Source organism: Amycolatopsis ponsaeliensis (assembly GCF_030182635.1).
GTDB classification, from domain to species: domain Bacteria; phylum Actinomycetota; class Actinomycetes; order Mycobacteriales; family Pseudonocardiaceae; genus Amycolatopsis; species Amycolatopsis ponsaeliensis.
Genome location: NZ_JAPZLD010000017.1, coordinates 173,493 through 188,857 on the forward strand (window position 1 = coordinate 173,493; position 15,365 = coordinate 188,857).

The window sequence follows — 15,365 nt, forward strand, 5'->3', positions numbered from 1 at the left end:
CCGCTACCCCTGACAAGGTGGTCCTATGACCCAAGCAACCGAACGCGACGACCTCATCGCCGAGCTGGCGACCGCCCGAGCCGCCCTCGTCACCACCACGAACGGCCTCACCGACGAGCAGGCCGGCGCGCGGCCGACCGTCAGCGCGCTGTGCCTCGGCGGGCTCGTCAAGCACGTCGCGTCCATGGAAGAGAACTGGCAACGCTTCGCCGTCGACGGTCCGTCGGCCATGCGCTACGACCTGCCCGACGGCGTGACCTGGGCGGACATGGCGGCCGGGACCGCCCGCGAGTACCCGCAATGGGCGATCGACCACCAGAACGAGTTCGCCATGCAGCCCGGCGAGACGCTGGCGGGCGTGCTCGCGCGCTACGAAGACGTCGCGAAGCGCAGCGAGGAAATCATCGCGAAGATCGACCTCTCCGCGACGCACCCGCTGCCGGACGCGCCGTGGAACCGGCCGGGGACGACGTGGAGCGCGCGGCGGGCCATGCTGCACGTCATCAGTGAAACCGCCCAGCACGCCGGGCACGCCGACCTCCTCCGCGAGACGCTCGACGGCCAGAAGTCGACGTGACGGCGCTGGACGCCCGGTCGCTCAACCGCGCGACGCTCGCCCGGCAGCTGCTGCTCGACCGCGCCGCGCTGCCGGCGCACGACGCCGTCGCGCACCTCGGCGGCCTGCAGGCGCAGGAACCGCAGGAGCCGTTCACCGGGCTGTGGTCGCGGCTGCGCGACTTCGACCCGGCGGCGTTGTCGGACCTGCTCGCCGGGCGGCGCGTGGTGCGGACGCACCTGATGCGCCGGACCGTCCACCTGCTCACCGCCGAGGACGTCCTGGCGTGGCGGGCCCGCTTCGACGCCATGCTGCGCCAGCGCGTCCTCGGCACCTACCGCCGCGAGCTCGAGGGGGTCGACCTCGACGAGCTCGCGGCGGCGGGCCGGGCGGTCCTGGCCGACGGCGAGCCCCGGTCGATGGGCGAGCTGGCCCGGGCGGTCGCCGACCGGTGGCCTTCGTGCGGCCCGCGGCCGCTCGGCGAGATGCTCGTCGCCGCGCTGATCCCCGTGGTGCAGCTGCCGCCGCGGGGGCTGTGGCGGGCCAAGGGCGGGGTGCGGAACGTGCCGCTCGCGTCGTGGCTGGGCCGGGAGATCGACCCGCCCGATCCGGCCGATGGGGTCGGGCAGGACCTGATGAAGCGGTATCTGGCGGCGTTCGGCCCTGCGTCCTCGGCCGACCTGCGCGCGTGGTGCGGCCTGGCGGGGCTGCCGGCGGCGGTGAAGGCGGTACGCGAGGAACTGGTGGCCTTCCGCGACGAGCGCGGTCGTGAGCTGCTCGACCTGCCGGACGCGCCCCGGCCCGACCCGGACACGCCGGCGCCGGTGCGGTTCCTGCCGGCGTTCGACAACGCGATCCTGGGGTACGACGACCGGACCCGCATCATCGACGACGCTCACCGCGGGTTGTCGGTCGCGGGCGAGCGGGTGGTGCTGGTGGACGGCCGGGTTTCCGCGACTTGGACGGTGGCGGCCGACGAGGTGGTGGTGCGGCCGGTGCGGCGGTTGACCAGGCCCGAACGCTCGGCGGTGACGGAGGAAGGGGCGCAGCTGGCGGCCTTCTTGACCGACGGCGAGAGCGACCGGGCGCGGGTGGTGGCGGGCTAGCCACGCGCCGATGCCCGCGCGGCGACCGAGCGCCCCTGGCCGGCGGGTGAATCGACCCGCCGGGCTGAGTTCGCCAACCCGGCCCGCCAGCCCCGCGCAGCCTGCCAGCCCGGCGCTGCCCCAGCGCAGCGCGGCGGCCCAGGCCAGTAGCCAGCGCCGGCGCCCGCGCGGCGGCCCAGGCCAGTAGCCAGCGCCGGCGCCCGCGCGGCGGGAGCCTCAGCCCACCGCGCGGGCGAAGCGCTCAGCGACCTCCCGCAGCAGTTCCACCAACCCCGGCGGCGCCTCCTCCACCACGAAGTCGTACCCCCACTGGGCCAGGTAGTACGGCACCGTGTCCAAGGTGTTCGCCCCGGTGCGCACCCGGCAGCTGTGCTCGTCGATCGGCTCCACCGCGCCGCTCGTCGGCGGTACCCGGTGGGACAGCTCCGATGCCGGCGCCGCCACCCGCAGCACCAGCTGGTGCGGGTACGGCGCCGATGAAATCTGCTGCGACACGTACGCCGCCAGGTCCTCCGCCGGGGGTTCGCGCGGCGTGAACCGGAAGCTCGGGGCCGGGACGCCCGTGATGCGATCCACGCGGAACGTGCGCCAGCCCGTGCGGTCCAGGTCGAACGCCACCAGGTACCAGCGCCGCCCCGTGTGGACCAGGCGCAGCGGCTCGACCGACCGTTCCGTCTCCGCGCCGGACCGGTCGCCGTAGGGAAACCGGAGGCGCTCGTGGTCGCGGCAGGCCGCCGCGATCACCGTCAGCACCTCCGCGTCGACCGTCGGGCCGGCGCCCGGGAGCGACATCGTCGCCGCGCTCAGCGCGCCCACCCGGGGCCGCAGCCGGGCCGGGAGCACCTGCTCCAGCTTCGCCAGCGCGCGCACCGATGTCTCCTCGATGCCGCTGACCGTGCCGCTCGCCGCCGTGCGCAGGCCGACCGCCACCGCGACCGCCTCGTCGTCGTCCAGCAGCAGCGGTGGGAGCGCCGCGCCCGCGCCGAGCCGGTAGCCGCCGGCGACGCCCGGGGTCGCGTGCACCGGGTAGCCGAGGGACCGCAGCCGCTCGACGTCGCGGCGGATCGTGCGGACGTCGACCTCGAGCCGCGACGCCAGGTCGGCGCCCGGCCAGTCGCGCCGCGCCTGCAGCAGGGAGAGCAGCCTGAGCAGGCGTTCCGATGTCCCGTACATGAGACGCAGTGTGGCAGACATCGCGGACAGCTTCCGTCCGCGATCCGCCGGATGGTGCAGTCGGATGGTCAAACACTTGCCACGGACCGCGTCGGGCGGAAAGAGTGACGCATGCCGATCGACCCTGGCGCCCTGCTCGCCGTCGCCCGTGAAGAAGCCGAGCTGGGCAAGGCCGAGGGCGGCGTCCCGATCGGGGCCGCGCTGTTCGACACCACGGGCACGCTGCTGGGCCGCGGGCACAACCGCCGCGTGCAGGACGACGACCCCTCGATGCACGCCGAGACCTCGGCGTTCCGCAACGCCGGGCGCCGCCCGCACTACCGCGACACGATCATGGTCACGACGCTTTCGCCGTGCTGGTACTGCTCCGGGCTCGTCCGTCAGTTCGGGATCGGGCGCGTCATCATCGGCGAGGCCGAAACGTTCCACGGCGGGCACGACTGGCTCGCCGGGCTCGGCGTGGAGATCACCCTGCTCGACGACCCCGCGTGCACCGCGCTGATGACGGAGTTCATCGCCGCGCGCCCCGACCTGTGGTTCGAGGACATCGGAGTCGAAAAGTCCGAATAGGACAGTGCTGGACAGACAGTGTTTTGCTGAGGAGCCGGTATGCCGTCAACCGTTCCGCTCGTGGACCTCTCGCCGTGGTTCGCGGGCACGTCCGAGGGCCGCGCCGAGGTGGCCGCGCAGATCGACAGCGCGCTGCGCGAGTCCGGGTTCCTGCTCGTCACCGGGCACGGCGTCCCGGACGACCTGCGCCGCCGGACGCGTGAGCTGGCGCGGGAGTTCTTCGCGCTGCCCGAGGACGTCAAGCAGCGCTACGCCGTGACCGTCGGCGGCCGCGGCTGGCTGCCGCCGGGCGTCGAGGCCAACGGCTACGCCGAGGGCACCGAGACCCCGCCGGACCTCAAGGAGTCGTACTCGGCGGGCGCGGACTTCGGCGTCGGCGACGCCGAAATCGACGGGTTCTGGTTCCAGCCCAACCTCTGGCCGGACGAAGTGCCGGGACTCGCCGAGACGGCCACGGAGTACATGCGCCGGATGCGGGCGCTGTCGGACCACCTGCTGGAGATCTGCGCCGCGGCCCTCGGCCTGGCCGAGAGCCACTTCACGCGCCACACCGCGCACCCGACGTACACGTTCAACATCAACTGGTACCCGCCGATGGCCCACGTCGGCGCGCCCGAGCCGGAGCAGTTCCGGATCGGCCCGCACACCGACTTCGGCACGGTGACGGTGCTCGACCGCCAGGCCGGCGTCGGCGGGCTGCAGGTCTACACCGACGACGGCGAGTGGGCGGACGCGCCGTTCCACCCGGACGCGTTCACGATCAACATCGGCGACCTGATGGCCCGCTGGACCGGCGACCGGTGGCGTTCGACGCGGCACCGCGTCCTGCCACCGGCCGCCTCGGCCCCCGACGAGGACCTCGTGTCCCTGATCTTCTTCTACGAGACCGACCACGACGCGCGGATCACGTCGCTGGCGCCGCCGCTGGGCAAGCGGACCTACCCGGAAGTGATCGCGGCGGACTACCTGCGGGAGAAGCTGGACGCGATCACGGTCACTCAGTAGCAGATCTGCTTGGCGATCGCGGCCGGGACCTTTTCGCACAATTCTCCCGTGCCCCCGCCCACCGGAATCCAAGTCCCGTTCCGCTGGGTGAACAAAACGCTGCCACCGTCGATCTCATTGGAGAAGTGCGCGAAAGCCCACGGCGCGACGCATTTGATGCGCTGCAGGCCCTTGCTGTCCACGATCAGCGCACCGGACAACTCCTTGTCCGCCTTGAGCGCGGCTTCCAGCGTGGCCTTGGTCGCCGTGGCGCAAGGGTTCGCCTTGGCCGGCGTCGGCTTCGCCACCTGCGCGGACGTGGTGGCCTGCGCGGGCACGGCGGCCGTCGTCGCCGCCGGTGTCGTGGTCGGCGCCGTGGTCGGTCCGGCCGCCGGCGGAGAAACCTGCTGACCGGTGCACGCCGACAGAATCGCGGCCGCCCCCACAATGGTGACGACGCCCGCGACACGACGAAGTGAATACATTGTTCCCCCTGAATTCCCCCGACGGCCCCTCGCCGCCTTCCCTGCCTCTCAAGACGCCCATCGGTATTGCCGGTTGTACGGCCGACCTAACGGAAAGATCACGACCCGGGTTCGGCGCAGATCGTGCGGTTGCGGCCCGCAGCCTTCGCGCGCAGCACCGCTGCCTCCGCCGCGAGTAGTGTGTCCGCGAGCAGGCCGTCCGCGCAGCCCGCCACCCCGATCGACACCGTCACGCCGACGAACTGCGGCCCGTCGCCCGAGGCCTTCAGCGCCACCAGCGTCGACGCCACCTTCAGCCGGATCCGCTCGGCGATCGCCATCGCGTCGAAACGGCCGGTGCCGGGCAGCAGCACCGCGAACTCCTCGCCGCCGGAACGGCCCACGAGATCCGCGGCCCGGACCTCGTCACGCAGGGTGTCGGCCACCGCGCGCAGGACGGCGTCGCCGATGCGGGCGCCGTAGCGGTCGTTGAGCTGGCGGAAGTGGTCGAGGTCGAGCAGCAGCACGGCCTGGCCGGGGCCGTGGCGGCCGAGCCGGTCCAGCTCGGCTTCGGCGGCGCCGCGCCAGGACGCCGCGGTCAGCACGCCGGTGCCGGGGTCGAGGGTGACGTGGTCGCGGCGGCCGCGGCCCAGCCCGCCGCGGTGCAGCACGACGGTGGCGCCGGCCAGCAGCGGGACCAGCAGCGGGGCGGCTCCGGCGGCCCAGGCGAGCGGCAGGGCGGACGCCGTCATCGCGGCGTCGAAGGCATGGCCCGGAAGAGCTTCACGGGGACTGCGGGGACCGTCCGCGGCGGTCACGAGCGCGGCGTTCACCGCCAGGAACACCACGCCGGCGACGGTCAGCAGGACGACGGTGCGGGCGTCAAGGACCTCGCCGAGCGGCCGGACGTGGGTCGCGGTGAGGAACGCGCCGGCGACAAGGCCGGCCAGCGCCGTCGCGGCGGCGCCGAACACCTGCCGGTACACGGGTCTTCTGCGGACCCGGAACCACTGGTGCAGCGCGGAGAGCACGACCAGCGCGACGGCGAGGCCCGGCCGGAGCACCAGCACCCCGGCGAAGATCCACGGGGTGTCGACGCCGGGGCCGAGGAGGGTCTCCTCGCGGTGGCGCTCGACCCCGCGGGCGAGCTCGGCCGACACCAGCATCCCGCCCAGGAGCAGCGCGAACGGCGCCAGCATGGTCGCGAGCGGCGGGAACCGGAGGGCCGCGAGCACGGTCGCGGCGACGGCGAGGACGTCGATCGCGACGAGGTAGAGGACCTGACCGCGGCGCGGCAGCCGCCACAGTGCCCACCGCCGCAGCGCCCAGCGCCGCAGGACGACGGCGGGCAGGAACCGGCCCGGGCGGCGTCCTCCGCCGGCGGCGACCGAATCCCCCACCATTTCGGCAAAGTAGCCGGAATGCGGGGCGCTGTCACTCCGCCTTCAGGGGAATCTCACGTCGCCGACGCTCGGGAACCGTGCGCGCACGGTAAGTCATATTCCCGACCCTCGGAGGGTTGACATACAACATTGGTCTAGTCCACTGTGTGGTGGCACACAGCGCTCCTCCCGGGATGATCCCGCCGCCTCAAACCGGAGGTGCTCCAACCTGCTCGTTTGGAGGACCCCATGAAATCCATGCGCCGTCTGGTGACCCTCGCGGTCGCGGCCGGAGCCGCGATGGCGACGGCGGTCGGCCTCGCCCCGCAGGCCATGGCCGCGGTGGACCCGGTGCTCGCTTCCCCGTACCTGTACCAGTGGGGCGGCCAGACCAGCCCGACCGCGGCGATGTCCGCGACGGGCGTGAAAGCGTTTACCCTCGCGTTCGTCCTGTCCGACGGCACCTGCAACCCGAAGTGGGACGGCAGCCGCTCGCTGACCGGCTCGGACAAGACGATGATCCAGAACATCCGCAACGCGGGCGGGGACGTGATCCCCTCCTTCGGCGGCTGGTCCGGCACGAAGCTCGGCTCGAAGTGCACGTCGGCGTCGGCGCTGGCCGGCGCGTACCAGAAGGTCATCGACGCCTACGGCCTCAAGGCGATCGACCTCGACATCGAGAACACCGACGAGTTCCAGAACAACACGGTGCAGGACCGCATCCTCAACGCGGTCAAGCTGACCAAGCAGAAGAACCCGAACCTCAAGGTCGTCATCACCATCGGCACCACGACGACCGGCCCCGACTCGTGGGGCAAGCGCCTGATCAACCAGGCCAAGGCGATCGGCGCCCCGGTCGACGTCTGGTCGGTCATGCCGTTCGACTTCTCCAGCGGCGGGGACATGGCCGCCATGACGAAGTCCGCGGTCGACGGGCTGAAGAACCAGCTCAAGACCACGTTCGGCTGGAACGACGACACCGCCTACCGGCACAGCGGCCTCTCCTCGATGAACGGCAAGACCGACAACGCGGGCGAGACCGTCACGGTGGCGAACTTCAACTCCATCCGCGGCTACGCCACGAGCCACCACCTGGCCCGCTTCACGTTCTGGGCCACCAACCGCGACTGCAGCGGCGGCGGCGAGTGCAGCGGCATCACGCAGGACAAGTACGCGTTCACGAAGATCGTCGCCGGGTACGCCGGCTGACACCAGGCCCGTAGTGGGGCTGTCGAAGGCCCTCTCACCGGCATCGGGGCCGGTGAGGGGGTCTTCGCGGGTTCCCGGTCAGCGGAAGCCGTTCCGGACACCGGGAGGTCTTGAATGAGTCATTCAGGACCTCCGAAGACCTGAATGACTCATTCAAGACGTTCGAGTGCCGGTGACCGGGACCCGGATTCCGTCACACCGCCGCAATCTTCGTCACTTACCGTCTTCGCATGACGAGCCCCGAAGAACCCGGATACGGCGACAAGGTCGTCGCGGTCGAGCCCGGCGGGGTCGAACCCGTCGCCGACGCCGACCGGCACGGGACACCCCGGCAATTGGCCTGGACCTGGGCCTCCCCCAACCTCGAGTTCGCCACGGTCTTCGTCGGCGTCCTCGCCGTCACCGCGTTCGGGCTCTCCTTCACCCAGGCCGCGCTCGCCGCCGTCGTCGGCAACGGGCTCGGGGCCGTCGCGCACGGCATTCTTTCCGCGCGGGGCCCGCGCTACGGCGTGCCGCAGATGGTGCTCGGGCGGGCCGCGTTCGGCTACCGCGGGAACCTGGTGCCCGCCGCGCTCATGTCGCTGATGGCCGGCGTCGGCTGGTTCGCCGTCAACAGCGTCAGCGGGGCCTTCGCGCTGGCCAGCCTCACCGGGCTGCCCACCGTCGCCTGCCTCGTGCTCGTCGTCGCGCTGCAGATCGCCATCGCGTTCTTCGGGCACAACCTCGTCCAGGCCTACGAGAAGTACGTCTTCGCCGTCCTCGCCATCGTGTTCGCCGTCGCGAGCGTCGTCATCTTCGGGAAGTCGGGCGCCACCACCAACTCCGGCAGCGTGGGCGGGTTCCTCCTGGCCGTCGGCACCGCGTTCGGCTACACGGCGGGCTGGAACCCGTACGCCGCCGACTACACGCGCTACCTGCCGAAGACCGCGTCACGACGCGCGATCGGCCTCTACGCCGGCGGCGGCCTGTTCGTCTCCACCACGATCCTGATGCTCGTCGGCGCCGCCTCGACGACGATCGCCGGCCCGGCCGACGACAACCCCACGACAGCCTTCACCGGGCACCTGCCGGGTTTCCTCGCCGCCGCGACCCTGCTGGCGATCACGCTCGGCGCCGTCGCCGCGAACGTCCTCAACGTCTACTCCGGCGCACTCGCCTTCCTCGCGCTCGGGATCCGGCTGCCGCTGGCGTGGCGCCGCGCCGTCGTCGCGCTCGCGTTCGGCGCGGTCGGGTTCGTGCTGGCCTGGCTGGGGCTGGCCGACGCCGGGCACGCGTACGAGAACTTCCTGCTCGTCATCGCCTACTGGATCGGCCCGTGGCTCGGTGTGCTGCTGGCCGACCACCACCTGCGCCGCGGCACGGAGTTCGGCGAACTGCTCGCCGACCGGCGTCACCGCAACGGCGCCGGGTTCACCGCGTTCCTCGTCGGGCTGGTGGTCTCCGTCGGGCTGTTCGCGAACCAGGCGCTCTACACCGCGCCGATCCCGAAAGCCGTCCCCGGCACCGGTGACCTGACGTTCGCGGCCGGGTTCGTGCTCGCCGCCGGGACCTACCTGCTGCTGCGGCGTCAGCGCACCGGCGTGCCGTCGCGGCGGCAGCCGTAGGGGTAGCACCGGTAGTCCGGGGTGAACGTCGGGAGGGTGACCGTCGTGGTCGGCGACGGCGGGAGCTCGATCGTCACCGTCGGCGTGGGGGTCGGCGTCTCGCGCGCGTGCATGACCACCGGCGACGGGGTCGTCGTCCGCGTCGGCACGGCGATCACGGTCGACGTCGGGACGCCGGTGGCCGGCTGCAGCTGCGGGAACTGCGTCGACCCGGGGACGGGATCGCTGCGCGTCGCCAGGGCCAGCACGAGCCCGCCGAGCACCACGATCACCGCCGACGCCAGCGCGATCCGGCCGGCCGCGCCGCGCGGCTCGGGGTCGTCGGGGTCACGCCGGGCGGCCACCTCGGCCGAGCGCGAACCGGGTTTGCGCGGCCGCACCCCGGCCGCCTGCAGCAGTTCGTCGACCGTGACCCGGTCCCGCCGCCTGCGCGCCCTGCGCGTCATGCACGACCTCCACCCCATCGCTGATCCGGGTGGATCGTAGAAAGCCGCGCGGGAAATGTAAACGCGCTGATCGCAGCGGTCTCGTTACCGTTTCGAGACATCCGGATCGCGCTCCCGGCCGTAGTCGTCAACGAGGGGAGAGTCGCCGCAGGAGAGCGCCCACGCGCCGGGTCACCGGCGTGAACTCCGGGAGCCTCAACAGCGCCAGCAAGCCGAACGGGACGGCCATCCCGAGCAAGGTCTGGACCGGAAGTTTCACCCAGGCGGCGGGGATCGTGCCGAGCGAGCCGGGCACGGCGAAGCCGGCGAGCACCGCGGCCCCGACGCCGAGGGCGCTGACGGAGAGGGTGATCAGCCCGACCCGCAGCGATCGCTTGCTGCGCAGGTGCCCGAGCCGGACCCAAAGCCAGACCTGGCCGAGGACGGCGCCGACGACGAACCCGGCGCCGTTCACGAGCATCACGCCGAGGACGACGTGCTCGCCGTCGAGCAGGCCGCGGCAGAGCAGCAGCAGCGGGATCTTCACGGCGGTCATCACGAGCATGATCAGCGTGGGCGTGCGGGCGTCCTTCATCGCGTAGAACACCCGCAGCTGCAACATGACCAGCGCGAACGGCAGCAACCCGACCGCGGAGACGGCCAGGGTCTGGCCGAGCCGCTCGGCGTCGTCGAGGGTGCCACGGCCCCAGGTGAAGATCGCGATGCCGACGGGTGTGCCGACCACGGCCAGCACGGCGGAGATCGGCACGAACAGGACCGTCGAGATGCGGGAGGCGAGCGAGAGGTCGCCGACGAGCGAGACCGTGTCGCCGTCCGCGGCGGCGCGGCTCATCCGCGGCATCAGCGCGGTCAGCAGCGAGACGCCGAGGATGCCGTACGGGAGCTGGAAGAGCAGGGACGCGTAGCTGTAGGCGGTGACGCCGCCGCTGGTCCCGTACGTCAGCACGCGGGTCGTGACGACGAACCCGACGTGGCTGACCACGACGTAGCCGAGGATCCACGCGGCGAGCCCGCCGAACTCCTTGATCCGCGGGTCGAAACCCCAGCGCCAGCGGAACCGGAACCCGGTGCGCCGCAGGGCGGGGATCAGCACCAGCGCCTGCACGACGATGCCGAGCGTGGTGCCGAGGCCGAGGACCAGCAGCTTCGGGTCGCTCATCCGGACCGGGTCGAGCGTCAGCTCCCCCGGCACGACGGCGAACACGACGAGCGTGGCGGTGACGACGACGTTGTTCAGCACCGGCGCCCAGGCCGGCGGGCCGAAGACGTTCTGGGCGTTGAGGATCGCCGAGAGCAGTGCGAAGAGGCCGTAGAACAGGATCTGCGGCAGCAGCAGGTACGCGAGCGCGGTCGTGAGCCCCGGATTGGCGGTCGGAGACGATTTGTCGACGTAGAGCGAGGTGAACAGCGGCGCGATCGCCACCGCGACGGCCGTGCCGACGGTGAGCAGCACCAGCCCCATCGTGATCAGCCGCTGCGTGTAGGCGCGACCGCCGTCCGGGTCGTCCTGGGAGCGGACGAGCAGCGGCACGACGACGCTGGCGAGCACGCCGCCGAAGAGCAGCTCGAAGACGATGTTGGGCAGGGTGTTCGCGACGGTGAAGGAGTCGTTGACGACCCGGGTGCCGACCACGGCGGCCAGCAGCAGCTTCGCGACGAACCCGGTGATCCGGCTGACGGTCGAGGCGACGGCCATCCGGCCGCTCGAGCGGGCCAGCGACGAGCCGGCGCCTTCCCCGCGACCCGCGGAGACCGGCGAGGCGGGCGGCCGCGCGACGATCTGGGTGGCGAACTCGTCGTAGGGCCGCCGGGAGACGTCGGGGTCGCGGGTCGGCCAGTGGGCGCCGCGCAGGTCGCTGGGGAGGAAGACCGTCGCCTCGTCGTCCACCGGTGGTGGGGGTTCCGCCATGGCTCAAGCCTGCCAGGTCGGGATCGCGCACGGGATACCGAACACCTGTTCGACGCCACGACGCTGCGTAGCACGCGTGCAGGTGCTCAGGCGGCGGCGGTGATCTCCAGCGCGGCGCGGCCGGCTTCGGTCAGTTCGGCCGGAACGCGCCCGGTGGCGGCCTCGACGGTGGGGCGCAGGTAGCCGCCGTGGGCCAGCGCGTGGGCCGTCATCTGATCGCAACAGGCGAATCCGTCGATGAAGAGGTCGGGCTCGCAGCTGCACGACATCTGTGCCCGGCCTGCTGCCACCGCCTTCAGCATCGCCATCGCGCGGTGGGTGAGCTCGACTCCTGAACCGGACACCGGTCTGCCTTCCTCTGAAGAACCACTACTAATAGTCATTCGCCCATTGGGCCGATTGTGTTACTTACGCCACTATGACGCTTCGGACCCGGTTGCGGTTCCGGATTGGTCGGCGTGTCGCCGACCGGTTGTCCGCCGTCGGCGAGTCGCGGCCGAACGGCGGACCGGCGGTGTCGTCCCCGCACCCGACCGCTCAGCCGGTCGGCGGGCACGGCGAGCGGTCCGGCCGCCGGCGGTCACCGGCGCGCTTCGAGTTTCAAATCCCCTCGCGTCACCGCACGGATGTGGTCGCCGGCGAGCAGGTCGTGCGGGTAGCCGAGGTCGATCGCACTCGCTTCGTCGAGCCGGACCAGCTGCGCCTCGGTGAACTCGACCTCCAGCGCGCCGAGATTCCCTTCCAGCTGCTCGGGCGTCCGGGCGCCGATGATCGGGGCCGTCACGCCCGGGTTCTGCAAGGTCCAGGCCAATCCGACCTGCGCGGGCGTGCGGCCCAGCTCAGTGGCGACCTCCGTGACGACGTCGGCGATGGCGAGGTTCCGTTCGGTGACCATCCCCAGGCCGGCGTTGAAGCTCGACCGGGCACCCGAGGGGGAAGCGTCGCGGTACTTGCCGGTCAGCAACCCGCCCGCCAGCGGCGAATACGGCGTCACCCCCAGGCCCATCGCCCGCGCCATCGGGATCAGGTCGCGTTCCGCGGCCCGGTTGATCAGGTTGTACTCGACCTGCAGCCCGACCAGCGGTGACCAGCCGCGCAGGTCGGCGATCGCCTGCATGCGCGAGATCTCCCAAGCCGGCGCGTTGGACATCGCCACGTACAGGACCTTGCCCTGGCGGACGAGGTCGTCCAGGCCGCGCAGGATCTCCTCGGCCGGGGTCGTGAAGTCCCACACGTGCAGGTAGAGGACGTCGAGGTAGTCCGTGTTCAGCCGCCGCAGGCTGGCTTCCACGGACGCGAAGAGGCTCTTGCGGTGCGAGCCCGTGGAATTCGGGTCGCCGGGCCGGCGCAGTGTCGTGTACTTCGTGGCCAGCACCAGGCTCTCGCGGCTGTCGCGGGTGAACTCGCCCAGCTGACGCTCGGAACTTCCGTTCGTGTAGGTGTTGGCGGTGTCGATGAAGTTGCCGCCGCGCTCGACGTAGGTGTCGAACAGCTTGCGCGCTTCGGCCTTCTCCGCACCCCAGCCCCAGTCCGTGCCGAACGTCGCCGTGCCCAGCGCCAGCGGGGAAACCCGCAGCCCGGAGCGGCCCAGCAGCCGGTAGGTGTCGAGGGTGAGTGCCATGGGGTGTCCTCCTGTGATCCGGTGTGCCGGCAGCGAGTCTGCGGCCGCCGCCGGCCCGGGGTAAGGGAAAGGACTTCCTGGGAACACGAGTCCCACCTCGGTGGTTGCACCGATCATGACAACCCCCACCGCGGAGCTCGCCGCGTTCCTGCGGACCCGGCGGGAACGCCTGGACCCGCGGGACTTCGGCCTGCCGCCGCGCCGGCGCACGCCGGGGCTGCGCCGCGAAGACGTCGCCGAGCTGGCCGGGATCAGCGTCGACTACGTCGTCCGGCTGGAGCAGGCCCGCGGACTGCGGCCGTCGGCGGACGTGGTGGAAGCGCTGGCCGGGGCGTTGCGGCTGGCCCCGGACGAACGTGCCTATCTCTACGATCTGACCCGGCAGCGCCCACGTTCCCCCGACGAGCTCGCCACCACCGCGACGCCGCCGCTGGCCCGGCTGGTCACCGACCTGTCGCCGCTGCCGGCCATGCTCCTCAACCACCGCTACGACGTCCTCGCCTGGAACCCCGAGATGGCGAGGCTGCTGGTGGACTTCGGCACACTGCCGCCGGCGCGGCGCAACGCGATGTGGCTGTGCCTGATGCACCCGCGGGTGCGCGAGTTCTACCTCGACCGGGAACGCGTGGTGCGGGAAGGGATCGCCCACCTGCGCACGGCGTGGGCCGCGCACCCGGACGACCGGGCGCTGAGCGGGCTCATCGCCGAACTGACCACCGAAAACGCGGAGTTCGCGCGGCTGTGGGCCGAACAGGACGTCAAGGTCAACGGCCGCGGGCGCAAGGTCGTGCGGCACCCCGAGGCCGGCGTCCTCACCGTGCAGTTCGAGACGCTCCGGCCGGTCCAGGACCCCGACCAGCTGCTGGTGATCCACCGGGCCGCGGACGAGCGGAGCCAGGCGGCCCTGGACCGGCTCACCCGAGCCGCAGCTCCAGCGTCCGCGCCCACTCCCGCACGATCTGCCGCCGCCGGCGTGCGTCGTCCGTGAGCAGGTTCGCCAGTCCCAGACCACGAGCGAGGTCGAGGGTGGCCTGGACCAGTTCCCGCACGCCCGGCCGGGACTCGTCGACGCCGAGAAGCTCCACCGTGACGCGGTGCGCCTCGCGCCCGACCCGCGCTTCCAGCGGTACCAGCACGTCCCGCAGCGCCTCGTCGGTCGCCGCGACCGACCACAGCTGCAGGGCCGCGCGGAACAGCGGCCCGGTGTAGAGGTTCAGCACCATCTCGACGACGCGCTCGATGCGCGACGCCCCGCTCGGGAGGTCCGCGGCCTGGGCTCGCAGCTCGTCGATCTGGGCCTCGCCCAGGAGGTCGACCGCCGCCGCGACGAGGTCCTCCCGCGTCGGGAAGTGGTGCTGCGCGGCGCCCCGGGAGACGCCCGCGCGTTCGGCGATCACGGCGACCGTGACGCCGTGCCAGCCGCGCTCGCCGAAGCTGTCGAGCGCGGCCTCGATCAGCCGCCGCCGCGTCGTGCGGCTGCGTTCCTGCTGGGGTTCGCGGACGCCGGTCAAGCCGGATCGACCCAGAAGTCGAGCTGCAGGTCTTCCTCCGAACCCCCGATGCGGTACTTCGCGAAGTCCGTGACGCCTTCCGCGCGCAGCACTTCGTCGTCGAGGAAGAAGTTGCCGGTCGCCTCGCGGCTCGGCTTGGTGAGGATCGCGTACGCGGCGTCGGCCATGATCTCCGGCGTGCGGCTGCGGTCGGCCAGCTCGGCGCCGACGACGTTGCGGATCGCCGCCGTGTCGATGGTCGTGCGCGGCCACAGGGAGTTGACCGCGACGCCGTCCTTCTTGAGTTCCGCCGCGAGGCCGACGGTCACCAGGCTCATCGAGTACTTCGCGATGCTGTAGGCGAGGTGCCCGGCGGTGAACCACTTCTCGTCGAGGCTGATCGGCGGCGACAGCGTCAGGATGTGCGGGTTCATCCCCTGCCGCAGGTGCGGGATGGCCAGTTTGGACAGCAGGAACGTGCCACGCGCGTTGATGTCCTGCATGAGGTCGTAGCGCTTCATGCTGACCTGCTCGGTCGGCGTCAGGTCGATCGCGCTCGCGTTGTTCACGACGATGTCGATGCCGCCGAACTGCTCGACGGTCTTCGCCACCGCGGCCGCGACCCCGTCGTCGTCACGGACGTCGCCGAGGATCGGCAGCGCGTGCCCGCCTGCCTTCTCGATCGCTTCCGCGGCGGTGTAGATCGTGCCGGGCAGCTTCGGGTGCGGTTCGGCGGTCTTGGCCAGCAGCGCGACGTTGGCGCCGTCCTTGGCCGCCCGGAGCGCGATCGCTTCACCGATGCCGCGGCTGCCGCCCGACATGATGATGGTCTTGCCGTCCAAAGTAGACAT

The 15,365-nt window shown here is 71.9% G+C and carries 16 protein-coding genes; 7 read left to right on the forward strand and 9 right to left on the reverse strand.

Annotated features, from left to right (window positions below):
- The first annotated feature begins 25 nt into the window (after nt 1-25).
- A complete protein-coding gene (locus tag QQ657_RS25535) occupies nt 26-577 on the forward strand; it encodes a DinB family protein (protein WP_284744768.1) in 552 nt (183 codons plus the stop codon).
- The gene (locus QQ657_RS25540; RefSeq protein ID WP_284744769.1) at nt 574-1,662 is read left to right on the forward strand and encodes a winged helix DNA-binding domain-containing protein; all 1,089 of its coding nucleotides are present in this window, start codon (nt 574-576) and stop codon (nt 1,660-1,662) included. Before QQ657_RS25535 ends, QQ657_RS25540 begins: the two co-directional genes overlap by 4 nt.
- A 216-nt stretch (nt 1,663-1,878) precedes the next feature.
- On the opposite strand, the gene QQ657_RS25545 is transcribed toward QQ657_RS25540, so the two are convergent.
- The gene (locus QQ657_RS25545) at nt 1,879-2,835 is read right to left on the reverse strand and encodes a helix-turn-helix transcriptional regulator (protein WP_284744770.1); all 957 of its coding nucleotides are present in this window, start codon (nt 2,833-2,835) and stop codon (nt 1,879-1,881) included.
- Between the two features lie 111 nt (nt 2,836-2,946).
- Between QQ657_RS25545 and QQ657_RS25550 the strand changes: the two genes are divergently transcribed.
- Nucleotides 2,947-3,405, forward strand: a complete 459-nt coding sequence (locus QQ657_RS25550) for a nucleoside deaminase (protein ID WP_284744771.1) — start codon at nt 2,947-2,949, stop codon at nt 3,403-3,405.
- A 39-nt stretch (nt 3,406-3,444) separates the two neighbouring features.
- Nucleotides 3,445-4,410: an isopenicillin N synthase family dioxygenase gene (locus QQ657_RS25555; protein WP_284744772.1), complete on the forward strand. Its 966-nt coding sequence runs from the start codon at nt 3,445-3,447 to the stop codon at nt 4,408-4,410.
- Here QQ657_RS25555 and QQ657_RS25560 read toward each other — a convergent pair.
- A complete protein-coding gene (locus QQ657_RS25560; RefSeq protein ID WP_284744773.1) occupies nt 4,404-4,874 on the reverse strand; it encodes a hypothetical protein in 471 nt (156 codons plus the stop codon). The genes QQ657_RS25555 and QQ657_RS25560 overlap by 7 nt on opposite strands.
- A gap of 98 nt (nt 4,875-4,972) precedes the next feature.
- The gene (locus tag QQ657_RS25565; protein ID WP_284744774.1) at nt 4,973-6,256 is read right to left on the reverse strand and encodes a GGDEF domain-containing protein; all 1,284 of its coding nucleotides are present in this window, start codon (nt 6,254-6,256) and stop codon (nt 4,973-4,975) included.
- A gap of 237 nt (nt 6,257-6,493) precedes the next feature.
- Between QQ657_RS25565 and QQ657_RS25570 the strand changes: the two genes are divergently transcribed.
- Nucleotides 6,494-7,444, forward strand: a complete 951-nt coding sequence (locus tag QQ657_RS25570) for a chitinase (RefSeq protein WP_284744775.1) — start codon at nt 6,494-6,496, stop codon at nt 7,442-7,444.
- Between the two features lie 230 nt (nt 7,445-7,674).
- Complete coding sequence (locus tag QQ657_RS25575) at nt 7,675-9,048, forward strand: purine-cytosine permease family protein (protein ID WP_284744776.1); 1,374 nt, start codon at nt 7,675-7,677, stop codon at nt 9,046-9,048.
- Here the strand turns inward: QQ657_RS25575 and QQ657_RS25580 are convergent.
- The 4 genes from QQ657_RS25580 to QQ657_RS25595 form a co-directional block, all read right to left on the reverse strand.
- Nucleotides 9,012-9,494 (reverse strand): hypothetical protein, encoded by a 483-nt coding sequence (locus QQ657_RS25580; RefSeq protein WP_284744777.1) that lies wholly within the window; start codon nt 9,492-9,494, stop codon nt 9,012-9,014. The two genes, QQ657_RS25575 and QQ657_RS25580, sit on opposite strands and share 37 nt — an antisense overlap.
- A gap of 127 nt (nt 9,495-9,621) precedes the next feature.
- Entirely contained in the window at nt 9,622-11,403 is a 1,782-nt protein-coding gene (gene murJ / locus QQ657_RS25585) for a murein biosynthesis integral membrane protein MurJ (RefSeq protein WP_284744778.1), read from the reverse strand.
- Between the two features lie 86 nt (nt 11,404-11,489).
- Complete coding sequence (locus QQ657_RS25590; protein ID WP_284744779.1) at nt 11,490-11,747, reverse strand: hypothetical protein; 258 nt, start codon at nt 11,745-11,747, stop codon at nt 11,490-11,492.
- Between the two features lie 236 nt (nt 11,748-11,983).
- Complete coding sequence (locus QQ657_RS25595; protein ID WP_284744780.1) at nt 11,984-13,024, reverse strand: aldo/keto reductase; 1,041 nt, start codon at nt 13,022-13,024, stop codon at nt 11,984-11,986.
- Nucleotides 13,025-13,139: 115 nt separating this feature from the next.
- Here QQ657_RS25595 and QQ657_RS25600 point away from each other — a divergent pair, with 115 nt between their 5' ends.
- Nucleotides 13,140-14,012, forward strand: coding sequence for a helix-turn-helix transcriptional regulator (locus tag QQ657_RS25600; RefSeq protein WP_284744781.1), 873 nt, complete (start codon nt 13,140-13,142; stop codon nt 14,010-14,012).
- Here the strand turns inward: QQ657_RS25600 and QQ657_RS25605 are convergent.
- Nucleotides 13,939-14,535: a TetR/AcrR family transcriptional regulator gene (locus tag QQ657_RS25605; RefSeq protein WP_284744782.1), complete on the reverse strand. Its 597-nt coding sequence runs from the start codon at nt 14,533-14,535 to the stop codon at nt 13,939-13,941. The genes QQ657_RS25600 and QQ657_RS25605 overlap by 74 nt on opposite strands.
- Entirely contained in the window at nt 14,532-15,365 is an 834-nt protein-coding gene (locus QQ657_RS25610) for an SDR family oxidoreductase (protein WP_284744783.1), read from the reverse strand. The genes QQ657_RS25605 and QQ657_RS25610 overlap by 4 nt, the downstream gene beginning before the upstream one ends.